This window comes from Persicobacter diffluens (genome assembly GCF_036244895.1).
GTDB lineage: Bacteria > Bacteroidota > Bacteroidia > Cytophagales > Cyclobacteriaceae > Persicobacter > Persicobacter diffluens.
This window is the reverse complement of the sequence record NZ_BQKE01000001.1, coordinates 2105581-2123404: the sequence shown is the minus strand read 5'-3', so window position 1 is coordinate 2123404 and position 17824 is coordinate 2105581. Positions and strand designations below refer to the sequence as shown.

Below are 17824 nucleotides of genomic sequence, written 5' to 3'. Positions count from 1 at the left end.
TGCAGATGAAATTTTTGGAAATAAAATATGATAGAGTAATTAAGATCCTGGAAAGGGAAATGGGACATATTACCGATCAGCTGAGGTTGAATAAATCAGCTGATTTAGTTGAAAAGAAAAACGAACTGGCTGGTGCAATCCGCTGGTTGAAACAAGGTGAAAATTTCCAAATTGATCCTTCTTCAGAGTTTATTGTCTTGCCTGAAACCTTAACAAACACTCCTTCCTCTGAGTACCGGCTTATTGAGGATCATGAATCTGATAATCAAAATAGGTGGACGGAAGTAAATATTAAAGGTGAAATTGTCCGGCCTTCTCCAGATGATATTATAATTTTGAAGTAATATTTGTTATTGGGCAGGTGGGGCGCGTTTTATGATTTAGAGTCTGTTTAAAAGCCAAAATTTGCGGCGAAAATTTGAAGTACTTGAATTCAAATGCCAAATTGCTGTTTTAAAAGAGAAATCAAGCGAAGAATGAGAGTTATTAAATTTTATTTGTTGTTAGGGGTTTTGATACTTTCTTCCTGTCGTTCTGATGAGCGGAGAGAATTATCGACGCATTGTTTTTGTACAGTAACAGAACACTATGCTGTAAGCACGAATCAAGATGATAACATTACCAAGGAATACACCTTTAAGGACAGTCAGTTGTTTGATTTTGGTGTGGCCCGGAAAGACTATGCCTTAAGTGCCGCCTTATTCCTTTATTCTAAGTTGGATACTCTTAGCTATCAAAATTTGAAGCTCAATTTTATTAAAACCGGAAAAAGTGAAAAGACCTACTTTTATTCAATAGAAGAGTTAGCCAAAAATTATGATACTTATGCTAATATTAGAGGAGTAGCCAATCAATTTGTGCGAGCAATTTACGATCAGCGTTATCATGACTGTTATGAAAAGCTTTCACCTGAAATACCGGAAGATGAAGTTAAAACCATATTGGCCAAAGTAAGCGCCGGATTGGACGAAAATTATCTCACCACAGAAATCGTATCTTTTAAGCAATCTGCTGATATGATTGATATTTTTGGCCTTAATAAAACGCATGAAGAGAAGGGTGAATTGTTTAAGATGAGTTTCAAAAGGGAGGGGTTGGAAATCATTGCATTTGAATTTTAGTATTTCAAAAGAGGGTCTTCTGTGGTCGGGAAAAGAAATATTGATATTGGGGCATTTCATTTAGTTGTATTTATTTACTTGATGGGTCTTTTAGTGCCATATCAGCAGGTCTAAGCTGAATTATTCGCCGCTAAAATTAGAGGTTCTGCTTAAGGGGGATGCTTTCAGGGCAATAAGGAGGTGTTAATTGATTTAATAATAAGCCAAATTTGGGCAAGCTTGCTTTCTACTCATTCATTTGCTTCGTTGGAAAATAATTGAAATAGGGGATAGGGGGCAATTTCTTCATTTTTCCGTCTTATATCGTTCAGGCGTTAAGCCAAAGATTTAATTCTTCTATAGGAAGTGGACTATTGCTGTGCGGATGCATTCAGTTTGATTCTATTTTTTGATTAGTTATGAAATGTTTAAAATATAGTATTTTTCTTTTGGTTTTTATATCAGCTTGTACTCAACAAGATACTACCCCTGAATTTCTTAAGGAATATTCCATTAATGCCACTGACTATTTGTTAGTGGTGGACGAAAAGGTTGTGGATCTGGAAGTCTTGAATGCTATGGAGGAATCGGAGATTTATGAAATAAAAATAAACCGTGGCCCGGCACTGCATTTGCGTTTCGGAGATCAGGGGAAGGAAGGGACCATAGCAATTTTCACTAATGCCTTTGAGGAACGGAGACAAAAACAACTATTCACGCGTTTACAGGGCTATTTGACCAGGAATGCTACGGCTCAAGGGGAATATTGGTTTGTTATGAATGGGGTGCCATTAAAGGAAAATTGGGATTCTTTGTATCAACTTTCTTTTTCACAGCTTCTGGAGGTCGGAGAGCTATCCGCAAAAGCGACCAAAATGCTTTATGGGGATCAGACAACAGGCCAGACCGTCTTAGTCAATACAAAAAAGAAAAGGGACTAATAGGATGTTCTTAAAGGATTACCCCTAAAAGTGTTTTTTGTTCAGGTTAAAATTTTAAATAATCCGGATGATTTTAGAAGCTAAGATTAAGTACTGAGACGATGAAAACTAAAAATAAATTGCGCATTAAGTATATCATTTGTTTTACCGTAGCCATTATTGCAGGCCTGCTTTCCCGCTCGGATTTCGTTGATTTTCCTCAGTGCATTGATGATCATTTGGGGGATATTATTTGGGCCGGGATGGTATATTTTATGTTTGCGGTACTCCGGCCCTTGGGTAGTGGGCAGTGGAAAATGCTTGCTGCGATATGCTTTTCTTTTTCGGTAGAATGCTCTCAACTTATTACCGCGGGTTGGCTGGAGGCGATTCGGGATCTTCCCGGGATGAGGCTGGTCCTCGGCTATGGATTTAAGTTCAGCGATCTGATTTGTTATATCATCGGTGTCGGAATGGCATTTCTTTTGGATCAGCATTTTATACTAAGAAAATCGCAGGTTAGGGCGATGAAATATTGAGGTGAACAGATTCTTTTCAGCAGTTTCCTCATAGCTGGTGGAATGATTTTTGAAATCTCCAGGTCAATAAATTACGAAAAACGCAATTAACTGAATAAATTTTGTGTTTTTGACAAAAAAAGAAAGATTTTATTAAGTGAGTGTTGTATTCAAATAGTGCAATTATTTGATTTATTTCCACCGGTGCTTCCCTCCTTATTCCAAACGGTTGGGTTAAATATGATTTCTTTTTTTACTGACCAAATATAACACCTTGACTGCTGTCTGTTAAAAAAAGTAATTGCATAAAGTTTTAGAACTTTAATAATTTCGGCAACGAATCATACAATTTAGCCCGTTCTTTCTTTTTTTTATGTCTTTTTTCCTTGTTGACTTTGTGGTTAATTGAATGTATTATTGAAATGTATAGTTAGTATTGATTTATATTTTTTATAATTCCACTTATTAAGCGAGTTGATGGGTTTTCCCGGACATCAACCTGAAATATCCAGTTGCCTAGGCGAATGAAAAAGCCCTACGATGCAAAGGTGATTTGAAGTATTGGAAGTGAATGGTTGTGATTTTTAATAATAGCAGCGCTATTTTTTGAAAGCACTCCAGTTTTACTGCTATAATAATCCGATTTTCATTATCAATTCTGGCTTTTCAATAGGCTATTATATGCTATTTATTATTCCATTTCAGGAATGGATCTGTAATGTCGTTCTTTTTTGACAGGCTTATTCCTATGCCCTTTGTTTACATCAAGGGATGTGTTTTTTGTCTAATAAGTTATAGATCAAGATAATAAATGAAGGTATGTAATTTTTTTGATTTTAAAATAATCACTTAAATACATTAATAAATTATCTAATAACGTTATAGTTATACATATTTTTAATCTTTTACCTTAATACTTATGATCAAAAATTTTATTAGAAAAGGCATGGATTTCCCTTTTTTTAGGCCCGGATGGTGTTGGAGGAAATCATGTTTAAGCTGGGGGCTACTATTTTTAGTCGCTTTTGCTCCTGCAGCAGCAATTGCTCAAAATCAATCTAAGCCGGATGTATCTAAGACCTCCTCAGTGGAGAAGCTGACGGCGGTGGATAAAAAAGGAAAATCGGGGAAGGTGATTACTCAAAAATCCACTATGAGCAGTCCTCAAAGCAGTGGAATGCAAAATAGGAAAGTACAGTCGAAGCTTACCAATACGGCGGTGCTGAATAAGCTTTCTATGGATTTAAGCCAGGAGTATGATCAAAATAAGGCCAAAGCTTTGGTGATGGCTAAGGAGAAAAACTGGTTGGTTCAGCAAGAGGTTGAAGGTCGAATCATGGAGTTGCAGGGTGTTGATCAGAACAAGCAACCCCTTTATTATATCACCCATAATGCGGGAGCCGCCAAAACCACTTCCACCGACAAAGTCTATGCAAATGGAGGAATGGGCTTAGCTTTAGATGGCAGTGGTATTCACGCCGGAATATGGGATGGTGGTGGCGTACGGGTTAGTCATCAGGAATTTAATAATACTGGTGGAGGAAGAGTGACGCAAATGGACAATCCGTCTTCCACTAACTATCATGCAACACATGTGGCAGGGACAATGGTGGCCGGTGGACTGGATGCCAATGCCAAAGGAATGGCCTTTAATGGTACACTGAATGCTTATGATTGGAATAATGACAATGCAGAAATGGCCGCTGAGGCGGCAGAAGGTTTGTTGATTTCCAATCACTCCTATGGTTATGTGCATGGCTGGTACTGGACAGGAATCACTTGGTCTTGGGCCGGAGATCCAAGCATCAGTACCGCCGAAGATTATCGTTTCGGTTTTTATTCTGAAGAAACAAAAGTGCTGGATGAAATCGCGCATAATGCCCCTTATTATTTGATTGTAAAGTCGGCAGGAAATGATAGAGGAGATGGGCCAACAAATGGAACATATCCTCAGGATGGGCCCTATGATTGCGTGGGAACCACCGGTGTGGCGAAAAATATTTTAACGGTTGGCGCAGTGAACCAACTGTCTAATGGTTATCAGGGAAATCCATCGGATGTGGTGATGTCTTCTTTTAGTAGCTGGGGGCCAGTAGATGATGGCCGTATTAAGCCGGACATCGTAGCGAAGGGCGTGAATGTGTACTCTACCCTGGATGAGGCAGATGATTCCTATACTACAATGAGTGGAACCAGTATGTCATCCCCATCCACGGCGGGTTCTCTGATGCTTTTGCAGGAGCATTATTATAATTTGAATAATGCCTATATGAAGTCGGCCACACTAAAGGCTTTGGCGATTCAAACCGCAGATGAGGCCGGCCCTGCACCGGGACCGGATTATATGTACGGTTGGGGGCTGTTGAATACGGCTACTGCCGCCAGTGTTATTTCGAATAAAAATATTGAATCGATCATCCAGGAACGGGAATATACGGGATCCACTCAAGAACTTACGGTTAAAGCCTCCGGTACGGAGCCTTTGGTAGTGACCATTGTTTGGACCGATTTACCCGGCACCCCTGTTGCTCCTGCATTAGATCCTGAAGATATTATGCTGGTGAATGATCTGGACCTTAAAGTTACCGGTAATGATGAGGACTTCTATCCTTACAAGCTGGATAAATTCAATCCTGAGGCAGCGGCTACCACCGGCGTCAATGATGTCGATAATGTGGAAAAAATTGTAATCGCCGATGCGGTGGCAGGAGAGACTTATACCGTTTCTATCACGCATAAAGGTGACATTACCGGAGGTAGTCAGGCTTTTTCTTTAATTGCCACAGGGGTTTTATTGGAAGGTTCTTATACGGCTAGTTTTGAGGTATTGGGGACTGACGGACCTGTGGAAGGTGCCAGTGTAAACCTGAATGGCCTACTTCAAATGACGGATTCCACTGGAAGCGCCTCATTTGTGGTGCAGGATGAGGAGTCTTATGATTACACCGTCAATGCTTATGGATATGAAGAGGCTACTGGTGCATTTACCGTAGAGGGCGATCATATTGCAGAAACGGTTACTTTAACCCCAACGGCTACTTATTCGGTGACTTTCATGGTAAAAGCCGAAGAGACAGATTTGCCCATTGAAAATGCTTTGGTGGAAATTGATCAAAAATCAGGATTGACAGATTCTACAGGAGTAGTGGTTATCCAGGGGATTTATGAGGGGGAACAGTCTTACAAAGTGACCGCCAACGAATTTATTGATTATTCAGCAAGTCTGACCATTTCCGGAGACGAATTTGTAGATGTCTTCTTGGAAGCAACCCCACTTTTGTGGGATAACTTTTCTACCGTCTCGACCACTTCCGGTATCGTATCTACTAATTTAGGAGGTCTTGGTGAAATACCCTCTGGTTTGGTAGAAAGTGCCGATGATTTTATCGTTCCGGCCGGGGCTATTTGGAATGATATCGATATTTATGCCTATGGCTTTTCTAATTCCGCCTATCCTGGTAGTTATTATGTCGCCATTTATGCGGATGAGTCCGGACAACCCGGGAGTGCAGTATTCGAAGAATTTCTGACGCCCGAGGATAATTTAGCGCCTATCTTCCCATTGAACAACCTGAACCTTACCTCCGGGAAGTATTGGCTGACGATAGCCGGGCATTATCCTACAGCCAGCAGTATTAGCAGTGCACGGTGGAATATGTACACTGTTATGGATACCAAAGCGGAGGAAGCGCAATTACGCGATAATGCCAAGATTTTTGGTGACGATGATACCTGGGCCCCCATTAACGGGCTGATAGGAGAAGCCACCACCTCTCTAAAATTTGCCATTTTCAAGGGAACTCCTCGTTTTCCTGCGACCTTCACGGTGATGGATCAAAATGGGGTAATTTTACCTGAGGCTCCCATTGTTATTGATGGAGAGAAAACCATTGTGACGGATGAAAACGGAGAGGCTACCGTAGCTTTAGTGGAAGGGACATACCAATATTCGATCGAAGTAAAAGGCTATGAAACGCTGTCGGGAGAATTCGTGATGGGCTCGGAACCTTTGGCTATAGCCGTAGAACTGGTGCCTTTACCGACCTATGCGGTTACTTTTAATATCACCAATGAGGAGCAAATGCCTTTGGCTGGCGCCAAGTTGTCAGTGGATGGTCAGGTATATTTAAGTGATGATAATGGGGTGGCCAAAGCGGAACTACTTCCGGATACTTATACCTTCACGGTTAAGCTTAGCGAGTATGATAGTTATACCGATACCATTACGGTGGTAGATGCACCACTTTCCAAACAGGTGGCCCTGATTTATAATGGGATCTTCTTTTATGAAAACTTTGAGGGCGAGGTGTCAGAGTGGATTACCATTGATGCAGATGGGGATGGTCAGGAATGGTTTGTGAAAGATTATGGGGATAGCAGCAAAGTAATTGATGGTACTAGCTGTATGACTTCAGATTCTTTCAATAGCACGGGTGCCTTACGACCAGATAACTGGTTGATTTCTCCTGAAATAACCATTCCGACCACTGGTGATTTCCGACTGTCCTATTTTGTTGCCCCATATAGCACCACTTGGGAGGCGGAACATTATAAGTGCGTTGTATCTACCGGTGGAACCGAAATTAGTGATTTTCCGGATGAGAATATTCTATTTGAGGAGACTTTAACGGTTGGTGAAATAGGACAGTATTTCCACAAAAGAGAGGTAGACCTTACCGATTATGCCGGACAAACGATCAGAATCGCCTGGGTGCACTTTGATACCTACAATGAGTACGCCATTAAATTGGATGCCATTTCCGTCTATACGCCGATGTTTGACCTCACTTTTGAGGTAATAGATGAAAGGAGAAATCCCGTGGCTGATGCTCAGATTATCATTGCGGAGGACACCCTCTTTTCCGATGCTGCCGGATTAGCCATTAAAAAAATGCCAAATGGTACTGCCTTCTTCAAAGCAGAAAAAAGTGGCTTTGCTGGCGTTGCCGATAGTTTAACGGTGGACAACGCTGACCTGACCATTCCGGTGATGTTAATCCATCAATCTTTGATCACCTTTGAGGTGACGGATGAGAATGATGTTCCACTTGCCGGGGCAAATGTATTTATTGCCGGTGATAGCCTGCTTACGGACATGGCCGGAAAAGCGGAGATCGAGCTGGTGAATGGTAAATTTGATTATGTGGTGAGTTTGGAAGGCTATGATATCTATGCGGGAAGCTTAACGGTATTTGATGAGCCGGATACCGAAAAGGTGACATTAAAAGAAAGTCTGTACGAGGTTTATTTTAATGTAAAGGATGAAAGTGAAGCGCCGCTGGCCGATGCCATGGTCATTGTAGATGGTAAGGCGGTAACTTCAGATGCAGAAGGAATGGCTATTGTCAGTTTAACTGCCGGCGCTCATGCCTATGAGGTGGTGTTGGAAGGCTTTTATAAGTTTATGGGTGATCTGACCGTGGAAGAGAATGGACAGGTAGAATTGGTGAATCTGATTCAAAAGGGACATTTGGTTACTTTTGAAGTAAGGGACAATAAATACCAGCCATTGGCCGATGCAACTATCGAAATTGCCGGGGTAATCCTTACCACTAATGCTTCAGGGAAGGCTACAAAAGTCTTTAACAACGGAACATATCCTTACACTGCCAGCCTGGAAGGTTATGGCGCAATTGCAGGAGAGGTAGTAGTAAGAAACTACGATCCTGTGGTGAGAGTAACCCTCACGGCTCCAACTTATACCGTTCAATTCCTGGTATCGGACGAAAATGGTAAAGCATTGAAGAATGCCTGGATAAAAGTTGATGGCCAACACGCTAATACCAATGGAGCAGGAAAAGCTTCCTTTAAGCTGGCAAATGGAGATTACGATTATGAGATTTCCCTTTACAATTATCCTGATGCAAAGGGTACGATAAGCGTTGCCGGGGCAGATTTGGAGGAAGAAGTAAGTATGGCTAAAGCTATTTACACGCTTTCTTTTACGGTTACGGATCCAGCCAAAGCTCCATTAGCCGGAGTGAACATTGAAATCGATGGAGAAATGTTGGTGACCAATGATTCCGGGATGGTGAGCCTTGAAAAAACCAACGGCTGGTATAACTATGTGGCCGCTATCGATGGTTATAGAACACATTGGGGTATGGCGGTAGTTAGAGATCGGGATGAGGACATTTCTCTTGCTTTGAAACCGGGTGGTTTTACCGCAACATTCGTTGTCTCCGATGAGGCGGGAGATGTTTTGGAGAATGCCCTGGTAAAAATCAACGGAGTGGATATTTCCACGGATGATCAAGGTATTGCCACGATTGCACTTGATAACGGTGACTATGATTATCAGGCCGAGATGGAAGGGTATGAAAGCGTTGAAAAGGATTTGGTGACCATTAATGGGGAAAACATCACCACCAATGTTTATTTGGGTAAAGCGAATGCTTTCGATTTGAAGGAAAACAGCTTGATGGTTTATCCAAACCCTGTAGAAAATTTTGTAAATGTATCTGCTGATGAAAAAGTAGTGATTACAAAAGCAGTGCTCTTTACAGATGGCGGAATGATGATAAGCGAAATGATGGTGGATGCCAAATCAAACCACATTCAGTTTAATGTAGCTGACCTGGCTAAGGGATTGTATATCATCCAGATTTATACGGAGGATAATGAAGTGATTACTAAAAAATTCATTAAGTAGCGCTTTTGGTAATTTGATTGTAAGCAGGCTATTTTTATAGCCTGCTTTTTTTTGACTGAGCAGTAATTGCTTCCAAGTGGAGGACAAATTGGCCGTCGAATGCACTTCCGAAATTTGAAAGTTAGCAGCAGTTAGTTGGGCGTGGTGGAATATTTTGATCGTATAGCATCGCCGTTAGATGTATTATCCACCGCTTGATTTAGAAGGTAATCTTAAATGGGCTTTTGTCTGAGGATAAGTTTTTATTTGCTGATTTGTTAATAGCTCAAATTGGGGTAGGCTTGCTATCTCCTCATTCATCTGCTTCCGTGGAAAAAATTCGAAATAGAACTTATTCCTTCGTTTTTCCAGTCTTGTAGTTAAATCAGAGTTATGTTTAGAATCAAATAGATCACATCATCCCCGATTTTTTTTTATTCCCAGGATTTGTAAGTTGCGCAGCAAATGATCTCTCTCCACTCGCAGCGGGGGAGCCTATTTCCTTAAAAATGATCATTTCCTGAGCGTCATATTCAAAAAAAGCCCCGATATCGGGGCTTTAATATGATAAGATAGTTTTATTTAGCATTTAAACTCCCTAAATCCGGCGCGGCATAAGGTGCTCGGTGCTTTTTATAACCCGCAGGGCGCTTTTTGCTCAACACCCGATAAAGGGCAATTTCTTTTTTCTCCATTTTGCGTTGATCTTTCCGCAGGGATTTGACCAGAGAAAAAACCATGATCAGCAAAACAATTACAAATGGCAGACCGGAAATGATGGAGGCGGTTTGGATGGCCTGTAGTCCACCTCCGTATAGCAATACGGCGGCAACCACTCCTTCAATCAAAGCCCAAAAGATCCGTTGTCCGACCGGCGCATCCAATTTACCTCCAGCGGTAATACTGTCGATTACCAATGAGCCGGAGTCTGAAGAAGTCACAAAGAAGTTGATCACCAAAATCATACAAATGATACTGGTGAAGATGGCCAGTGGATAATGATGCAACATCACATACATGGCCGTGGATATATCCGCCTGAACTGCTGCCGCAATTTCACCGGTGCCGGTTAGCTCCAGGAACAGACCGGAACCACCAAAGGTGCTGAACCAAAGGAAACCAATGAGCGAAGGCACTACTAACACGCCTAAGACGAAATCTCGGATGGTACGTCCCTTGGAAATGCGGGCGATGAAAGTCCCAACGAATGGGGACCAGGAAATCCACCATGCCCAATAAAACACGGTCCAGCTACTTTGCCAGTCTACGAATTCATCACTCACATACTTCTCCACGGCATAGGCCTGGTTCCACATGCCCATACTTAAAAGCTTCTGGAAGTAGTTTCCGGTATTTTCAATAAAGCTTTCGATAATGAACAAGGTAGGACCAATAAGGACCATCAGGATCATAAAGGCCAGAGCCAGATAAAGATTGACGTTACTAAGGATTCTTACTCCCTTATCAAGGCCGGTAACTACGGATATCGTGGCTACTCCCGTAATTAAACCAATCAGGATGATTTGAAGAGAAGTATCGTTTACCCAGCCGACTAAGTGCTGAAAACCCGCTCCCACTTGTTGTACGCCAAATCCCAGAGAAGTGGCCAGTCCAAATAATGTGGCCACAACAGATAGTATATCAATCAAATGCCCGATGGGGCCGTAAATCTTGTCGCCTAATAAGGGGTAAAATACCGAGCGGAAAGTCAGTGGTAATTTCTTGTTAAAGGTGAAGTAGGCAAGGGCCAGCCCTACTACCGCATAAATGGCCCAGGTATGAAAACCCCAATGCAAAAAGGCATATTGCATGGCATTTTTGGCAGCAGCCTCTGTTCCGGGTGCTACTCCGGGGAAACTATTGAAATGATAAATGGGCTCCGCCACCGACCAGAAAATAATCCCGATTCCCATACCGGCACTGAACAACATCGCGAACCAGGATACCAGGCTAAATTGTGGCTTGGCCTTTGGTCCTCCAATCCGAATTTTCCCAAAGGGACTGAAAATCAGGTAGGCGCAAAATACCAGGAAAACATTCACGGCCAGGATAAACAGCCAGCCAAAATTATGACTAATGCCTGCCTGAATGGCCGAGAAAACTTTATTCATGGGTTTACCCACTACCAAAGTAACGATGATAAAGAGCAGGATGAATATAGCAGAGGGCCAAAAAACCGGCCCGTGCAAATCAAAATGTTTTTTGAAAAATGAATACTTTTTTGACATTCTACTGTGTTTATTCTACAATCGGCAAAACGCTTCTGTGATGGTCTCCGAGCACCACAGGTTTTGCACTTATTTTCATAAACTTCTGTAAACTGAAATTGATTCCATTTCAAAGGAAATGGTCAGGCTTTTAATCAGCATGTAGCGTTTCAACTTTTTTTACCAAAGCAACAGCAACAGGTTTTGCTCATGTTCGCTTTTCATAAAGTGTCAGCAAAAAAGCCAAAAATTCGAATTTGCATTCAAATGATATGGCTGAATTGGTACGCTATGGACTTTTGGAGATTAACAGCAAAATTGGACAGTAAGGCGGGTTTCATCCCTAGGATTGTCCATAAATTACGGTTAGTGCCCGTCCGGAAGTTTATATTTTGTACAAAACTAATAAAGATATGATCGCCAAAAAACGACCTATGTCGTGTTTATTAAAATAATGCCAGAGGTTCTTATTTAGTTAAAAATCAATACCCTTGGAGCTAAGAAAGCACATTGTTTTTTATGTGGCGGAGGATTTGTTGAGTTGGAGGTTGAATCTTATTCCGAATTATTCACCTCTAAATATATAGACTTAAGCCAAAGTGGTCACCATCAGTTCAATAGACATAATTTTCTTAGATTTTGAAAAGCGTAAATTGGGCTAAGCTTGCTTTCCCCTCATTCATCTGCTTTATGGTAAAAAATAGAATGTAAAATTCCTCCATTATTTCCTGCACATCAGCTAATCGAGGATTAAAGAATTGCATATTCCGGTTTAAGCTTAGTTTATGTTGCCTTATACTCCACCAGAGAGGAGGAGTAATCGGGAAGTGAACAGGGTCTATATCGGTGAAAAAAAATAATTATAAACTGATAAAAGTCCGAAATAGCACTATATCCCCCTAATGACCCTATATTTTAGGCCGCTTGAACGCGCCTGAACTAATATCTTGCCTGCAAATATTGATGAATACTAAATCAACTTAGCGTGAAAAAGAAAAACTATTTTTTAGTATTGTTGGGCTTGTTGCTCACCACTGCCGCATTGGCTCAGCCCACTTTTACAGAAGGCAATGATCCAAAACCTGAGGGAAGTTCCTGGGAATTAAAAAAAGAATTATCGGATGAGTTCAAGGGAAAGAAACTGGACTTGAAAAAATGGAAAAATACGGTTCCAAACGGCTGGATTGGAAGACCGCCGGGGTTGTTCGTCAAAGAAACCGTCAGCATGAAAGGGGGCAAGTTGTGTGTTACCAATTTTCTGTTGGACGAGCCCAAGGAGATTAAAGGAAAAATATTCACACATGCTTGTGGCCACATAGAGTCAGTGAATAAAGCGACAGTAGGGGACTATATGGAGTGCCGAATGAAGGCGAATAAAACTTTCCTTTCGTCAACATTTTGGTTGATTAATAAAAGAAATGAAGGGAAGGATTGTGACCGCCGGGTAACAGAGCTTGATATTCAGGAATGCGTGGGTGTGGTGAATACGACCAAGCCATTTGCGAAAAACTTTGATGAATCCATGCATTCCAATACGCATAGCCGTCAAATGGTCTGTGAAGAAATTCCTAAAGGTTCCAAGGGGAATAATATGGCCACTTCTGGAAAAGTGTATGATGATTTCCACGTTTATGGGGCATGGTGGAAGAGTGAAAATGAAATTCTTTTTTACCTGGACGGAGTATACCAATATACTTTAAATCCTGTGGCACCTTTTGATTTGGACATGTACCTAAAACTGGTGACAGAAACCTACGATTGGAACAAAGCGCCTGAAGATGGCGGCATGAAGGGGAGCTGGGAAGAGCGTACCACCCAATATGATTGGGTGCGTACCTGGAAGTTGTCCGATAAAAAATCTAAAAATAAAGCGAAAAAATAAGGGTCCCATAGGGGATGAAAACCACTGCTATTTGGGGGATGCAGTGGTTTTTTTTGTCCAAGGCACGGCCTGTTCATAAAACTACGGGGGGCAAATTACAGTGTGATTCTTTAAAATCACCGTTAAGTCTATGTTTTACACGATGGCTTAGTCTTAATTGTGCATCTTCAGATCCCATAAGTATAGAAAAGCGGGTGTTGTTCCTGATTTTTAAATCGCACGATTTATGGTGAGTTTGATTCCCATTCCTCTACCTCCATAGAATAACGCTTTTATTTTTCCCGACATAAGCTAAAGAAGGATTTAAGAAGGTTTAATTAGTTTAAGTGAGTATTAAGTTCGGTAAAAAGTGTGTTAAAAGCATGCGATTCGAAACAAATCCGAATTGCTGACAAAGGGTTTGAATGATTTTCAACTATATCTCCGCTATCCACTTTAAACAATCAGAATTCAATTCAGCCTTATTTAAGCTTTAGGTAATGAAATTTGGGGTTGAATATTTCTTTGAAAACATGTCTATATTCTTCTGTAAGAAGGAAATAACTATTATGAATTTTGACTTTATACACGAGTATGTTTTTATTAATAGTGGAAAAAAGGACAAAAAATGAGGAGGACAAAAGTTTCGATTGCGCTGTTGATAGTTGCCATTTTATCTTCAGCATGGTTTTTAAAAGGGGACAAAAAAGTAAAGACTGAATTGTATTTCGGACTGTCAGTTCCCAATGGAGGAGTGATTTCCCATGCGGATTGGGAAGTCTTCCGCGCCTCCCAGATTGATGCTCAATTATCCGGTTACAGCATTGTTTCTGCGGACGGTTACTGGACATCAGCAAATGGAAGTGCTGCTCAAGAGGGGAGTCGAATATTGATTTGTATTCATGAAGGTGACCAAAATGCTGCCTTGGATACATTGAGGGCACGGTATAAGCGACTGTTCCGGCAGGAAAGCGTTATGCGCATCGACCAAAAAGTGCGGGTTTCTTTTTGAAATATAGTACAAAAACAAGCCTGTGGCATTGAAAAGCATTTTCTGTTTCTCCAGTATCTCTGTGCTATTTGCATGATTTTGCCAATCTGGCTAAATTAGGCGTCTAAATGCTGAACCCCTTCCATTATGCAAGAACTTCACCCCAAAATATATGCTCATATAGAAAAGGCCAGAAAAGAAAATTGGACCGAGCTTGATCTGTCCAATTTGGGCCTGGAGGATATCCCTCAGGAGGTTTTTGAAATCACCTCCCTGGAGGTGTTGAAGGTGATGAACAATAAAATCCGCGGTATTCCGGAGCGTATCCGCAAACTGGAAAATCTGCGACATTTGTATTTGTATAATAACCGGATCACGGATGTTAGCCCGGAATTGTTAATTGAAATGCCATATTTAGAGTGTTTCGATTTGGCTGATAATCCGATGGATTATCAATCCGCGGTGGACTTTTTCTGGGAGCATAATCGTTGGAAAGGGTATCGGGAGTGTCTGGCTGCCGTTAGGGATTTACAGGCTCAGCAGGTAAGGAAACGTTTTTCCTGGAATAAACCCCTGCGAATGATTCCTATGGAATTATTTCAAATCGAAGAACTGGAAGCATTAACTATTCATGGTTTTGAGTTAAAAGCTTTATCTCCCGGAATAGGGAATTTGAAATGCTTAAAAAAACTAGACCTGAGTGCTAATCAGCTGAATGCTTTGCCCCAGGAGATATTGGAATTAAGTAGCTTGAATCAAATCATTCTGGATCAGAATCAATTTAGGGAGTTTCCGGAATATTTACTTCAAATGACGCAGCTGGAAGAAATTTCGCTTAATGAAAATCAATTGAAGGCCCTTCCCAAAGAAGTATTTAGCCTTCCTGCTTTGAAAAAACTATATGCCTCCAAAAACCCATTTGAGGGATTTAATGCCGATGATATCGGGGGAGATTATTTCTCGCTGGAAAGGGCATTCAATAGGGAGTGGTAGACGAGGTCAAACTTTTTATGTTGTTGTAAAATTTAACCCGAATTATTCATCGTTAGATTTAGTGGTCTACTATAAGTGTCTGGTTTTTAGGGTTCGCCAATTAGTTTTGTCGAATTATCAATAGCACAAAGTCGAGTAAGCCAGGGGACTTTCACCCCTGACTTCTCACAGAACCGTACGTGAACCTCTCAATTCATACGGCTCTTGTCATACAGAGCGCCACAAGAAACTATAGCCCAGAGGCCAGTGATAGAATAAGTTAGGATAATCATTCGCTATTCTTTTGAGCAAATTGGCCGCTTTTCGACGGCTGCCCTTTAGATTTTTGAATTTATTCATTGCCCAACTCATCAATCGCTGATGCAGATAATAGAAAACTGGGGATAACCCTTTCAATCGTACTTTCCCATAATAATTCACCCATCCTCGGATGGTATCATTTAGAGATTGTGCGATTTGCTGGATAGTCCCGCCTGTTTTGCGTCGAATGCGTAGTGCTCGGATTTGGTTAATCATTCGAAGTTTAGCTTTTCTGCTCACGGTACAGTCAAATTGCAGAAAATGCCCTCCTCGCTTCAATTTCTTTGACATCGGTCTGAAGCTAAAGCTCAGAAAATCGAACTGAACCTTATTATAATTCAGCCCTCTGCCGTCCTTCTTGCAGTAAACTATCTTTGTTTTCTCTGGATGTAACTTCAATCCACAGGCCTTGAATCGTTCACGAATTTCAGACAGTAGAAATTCTGCTTGCCGCTGTGAATGGCAATGAATGATCATATCATCAGCATATCGTACCAACTTTACCGCTGGGTGGTGGATTTGCATCCATTTATCCATCGTGTAATGTAAATACAAATTTGCCAAAAGAGGACTGATTACCCCTCCTTGAGGAGTACCTTTTCCCTCTTTCAAAATGATACTACCATCATTCAATTGGATGGGTGTTTCCAACCACCGTTTGATGTAAAGCATCACCCATTTTTCCTGAACGTGCTTTTCCAATGCCCTGTATAGCAGCGCGTGATCTACATCTTCAAAGAATGATTGTACATCCAAGTCGATCACCCACGCATTCCTGAGAACATGTTTTCTCACTTCTTGAATTGCTTGATGAGCACTTCGAGCAGGCCGATATCCATACGAACAATCCAAAAACTGCTGCTCCAGTCTTGGCTCCAAGTAATTCTTGACTACTTGTTGCGCAATCCTATCGCTAACTGCCGGGATCCCCAAGGGTCTGGTTTTACCATCTCCTTTGGGAATTTCCACTCGTCTTACATGCTGCGGAAAATAAGCGCCTGAGGCTAACCTATTCCAAAGCTTGTAAAGTAGTTTGGACCTGTCCTGATCAAAGGCCTCCAAACTCACCGCGTCTACACCTGCAGCCCCTTTATTTCGCTTTACTTGCTTGTACGCCTCCCACACCATCATTTTAGTAATGGGAATACTCTTTGTTTCTTCTTTAAAAATCATCCTCTTTTGGAGTTGTAATTAATGATTAAACAGTATGACTGAACCCCTTCGCTCCACTGCCATTACAGCTGCTTCTACACTAATACGAGTTCATCCGCCACCTGATCAAACATTGGTAATCGCCTTATAGAAACTGTCTACTTGTGCTTTCCCTTTAGTATTTTGATCAGGCTTCCTGCGTTCCGAAAATACGCCTGAATAAAGTTCATGCCCCCTTTATGACGACTGCCATGTAGCCTGTAATCAGGTTGCTGCTACACTCATCCCTACAGCCCCAAAAATCCATAGGTTTTGACAGTAACTTAGCTTTTCGCCACTTCATCGGTAGGTTCGCTTACGCTCATCTCCTTTATTCATACCTGACTGCTTTATACAGCCTTTTCTACTAACGCTTCATCCATAGAAATTGCTTTCCATAAATCCTAGCAGTGGTTTGATTTGTGCTCCTGAAAGCTCCAAACCGGATGGTCTGCATCCATCATATTTTCAGTTACGTTGCCAATCAGCAACTCACAGCACACTTTGGGTATGCTTGCTTTCTCCTCATTCATCTGCTTCGTTGAGAAAAACTCGAAATAGGAAAAATTCCTTCATTTTTCCCGCCTGGTGGCTAAACGAGGATTTAAGTGTGAATAATCCGGGTTAATTTTTTTGATATACACTTTTATATGTTTAGTCTGAGTCAAAGGTGCTCTGTGTTGAAAAAAATGAAGCACAATAGTGGAAATTAGCTGCTAAAAATAATTCACTAAAGGAGCATTTTACTTCCCGATACAGCTCGGGTAATCGCTCTTCACGGCCTCTCAGGGCTGTTTTTGCTTCGATGGGGCGCGAAAAGGGCCGTTGCATTAATGGGGTAAAAATAAATTTTTGAAGAAAAAATATTCAATTTGGAGTAAATTGGCTTGTGGGTTTATTGAATGTTATTTATTTGATAAAACTGAATTCTTTGCGAAAGTAATGATGGAAGCGATTTGATAATCCCTTCAGATTAATTTACTGGTTGATTTGGCTTGTTAATCGAGTGGGGAATACCATTGGCCATAGATTAATAACAGCGAAGTGAAAGACGATTTAGTCGAGCCCACCAGCATTTTTTATGGTAGTTAATTTTTCTGCGAGGTTTAAAA

At 41.3% G+C, this 17824-nt stretch carries 10 protein-coding genes; 8 read left to right on the top strand and 2 right to left on the bottom strand.

Going from position 1 to position 17824, the window contains the following annotated elements; translation table 11 throughout:
- Positions 1–5: 5 nt before the first annotated feature.
- The 5 genes from AAA970_RS08750 to AAA970_RS08730 all read left to right on the top strand — a co-directional run bounded on the left by AAA970_RS08750 (position 6) and on the right by AAA970_RS08730 (position 9190).
- Positions 6–344, top strand: a complete 339-nt coding sequence (locus AAA970_RS08750) for a hypothetical protein (RefSeq protein ID WP_338236800.1) — start codon at positions 6–8, stop codon at positions 342–344.
- A 132-nt stretch (positions 345–476) separates the two neighbouring features.
- Positions 477–1121 (top strand): hypothetical protein, encoded by a 645-nt coding sequence (locus AAA970_RS08745; protein ID WP_338236799.1) that lies wholly within the window; start codon positions 477–479, stop codon positions 1119–1121.
- A gap of 428 nt (positions 1122–1549) precedes the next feature.
- The gene (locus AAA970_RS08740; RefSeq protein ID WP_338236798.1) at positions 1550–2041 is read left to right on the top strand and encodes a hypothetical protein; all 492 of its coding nucleotides are present in this window, start codon (positions 1550–1552) and stop codon (positions 2039–2041) included.
- Positions 2042–2142: 101 nt separating this feature from the next.
- The gene (locus tag AAA970_RS08735) at positions 2143–2559 is read left to right on the top strand and encodes a ribosomal maturation YjgA family protein (RefSeq protein ID WP_338236797.1); all 417 of its coding nucleotides are present in this window, start codon (positions 2143–2145) and stop codon (positions 2557–2559) included.
- A gap of 898 nt (positions 2560–3457) precedes the next feature.
- Positions 3458–9190, top strand: a complete 5733-nt coding sequence (locus tag AAA970_RS08730) for a S8 family serine peptidase (protein ID WP_338236796.1) — start codon at positions 3458–3460, stop codon at positions 9188–9190.
- 557 nt (positions 9191–9747) lie between these two features.
- Here AAA970_RS08730 and AAA970_RS08725 read toward each other — a convergent pair.
- A complete protein-coding gene (locus AAA970_RS08725) occupies positions 9748–11397 on the bottom strand; it encodes a BCCT family transporter (protein ID WP_338236795.1) in 1650 nt (549 codons plus the stop codon).
- A 964-nt stretch (positions 11398–12361) separates the two neighbouring features.
- Here AAA970_RS08725 and AAA970_RS08720 point away from each other — a divergent pair.
- The 3 genes from AAA970_RS08720 to AAA970_RS08710 all read left to right on the top strand — a co-directional run bounded on the left by AAA970_RS08720 (position 12362) and on the right by AAA970_RS08710 (position 15221).
- Positions 12362–13258: a family 16 glycosylhydrolase gene (locus AAA970_RS08720; RefSeq protein ID WP_338236794.1), complete on the top strand. Its 897-nt coding sequence runs from the start codon at positions 12362–12364 to the stop codon at positions 13256–13258.
- 607 nt (positions 13259–13865) lie between these two features.
- On the top strand, positions 13866–14249 hold the full coding sequence (locus AAA970_RS08715; protein WP_338236793.1) for a DUF3574 domain-containing protein: 384 nt from the start codon (positions 13866–13868) through the stop codon (positions 14247–14249).
- A 126-nt stretch (positions 14250–14375) separates the two neighbouring features.
- Positions 14376–15221, top strand: a complete 846-nt coding sequence (locus tag AAA970_RS08710; protein WP_338236792.1) for a leucine-rich repeat domain-containing protein — start codon at positions 14376–14378, stop codon at positions 15219–15221.
- 207 nt (positions 15222–15428) lie between these two features.
- On the opposite strand, the gene ltrA is transcribed toward AAA970_RS08710, so the two are convergent.
- Complete coding sequence (gene ltrA / locus AAA970_RS08705; protein ID WP_338236791.1) at positions 15429–16694, bottom strand: group II intron reverse transcriptase/maturase; 1266 nt, start codon at positions 16692–16694, stop codon at positions 15429–15431.
- Positions 16695–17824 lie beyond the last annotated feature (1130 nt).

Bases quoted from the DNA above. Each gene is read 5' to 3' on its own strand.
- AAA970_RS08750 (WP_338236800.1), top strand. From the start codon at position 6: ATGAAATTTTTGGAAATAAAATATGATAGAGTAATTAAGATCCTGGAA.
- AAA970_RS08745 (WP_338236799.1), top strand. From the start codon at position 477: ATGAGAGTTATTAAATTTTATTTGTTGTTAGGGGTTTTGATACTTTCT.
- AAA970_RS08735 (WP_338236797.1), top strand. From the start codon at position 2,143: ATGAAAACTAAAAATAAATTGCGCATTAAGTATATCATTTGTTTTACC.
- AAA970_RS08730 (WP_338236796.1), top strand. From the start codon at position 3,458: ATGATCAAAAATTTTATTAGAAAAGGCATGGATTTCCCTTTTTTTAGG.
- AAA970_RS08725 (WP_338236795.1), bottom strand. From the start codon at position 11,397: ATGTCAAAAAAGTATTCATTTTTCAAAAAACATTTTGATTTGCACGGG.
- AAA970_RS08715 (WP_338236793.1), top strand. From the start codon at position 13,866: ATGAGGAGGACAAAAGTTTCGATTGCGCTGTTGATAGTTGCCATTTTA.
- AAA970_RS08710 (WP_338236792.1), top strand. From the start codon at position 14,376: ATGCAAGAACTTCACCCCAAAATATATGCTCATATAGAAAAGGCCAGA.
- ltrA (WP_338236791.1), bottom strand. From the start codon at position 16,694: ATGATTTTTAAAGAAGAAACAAAGAGTATTCCCATTACTAAAATGATG.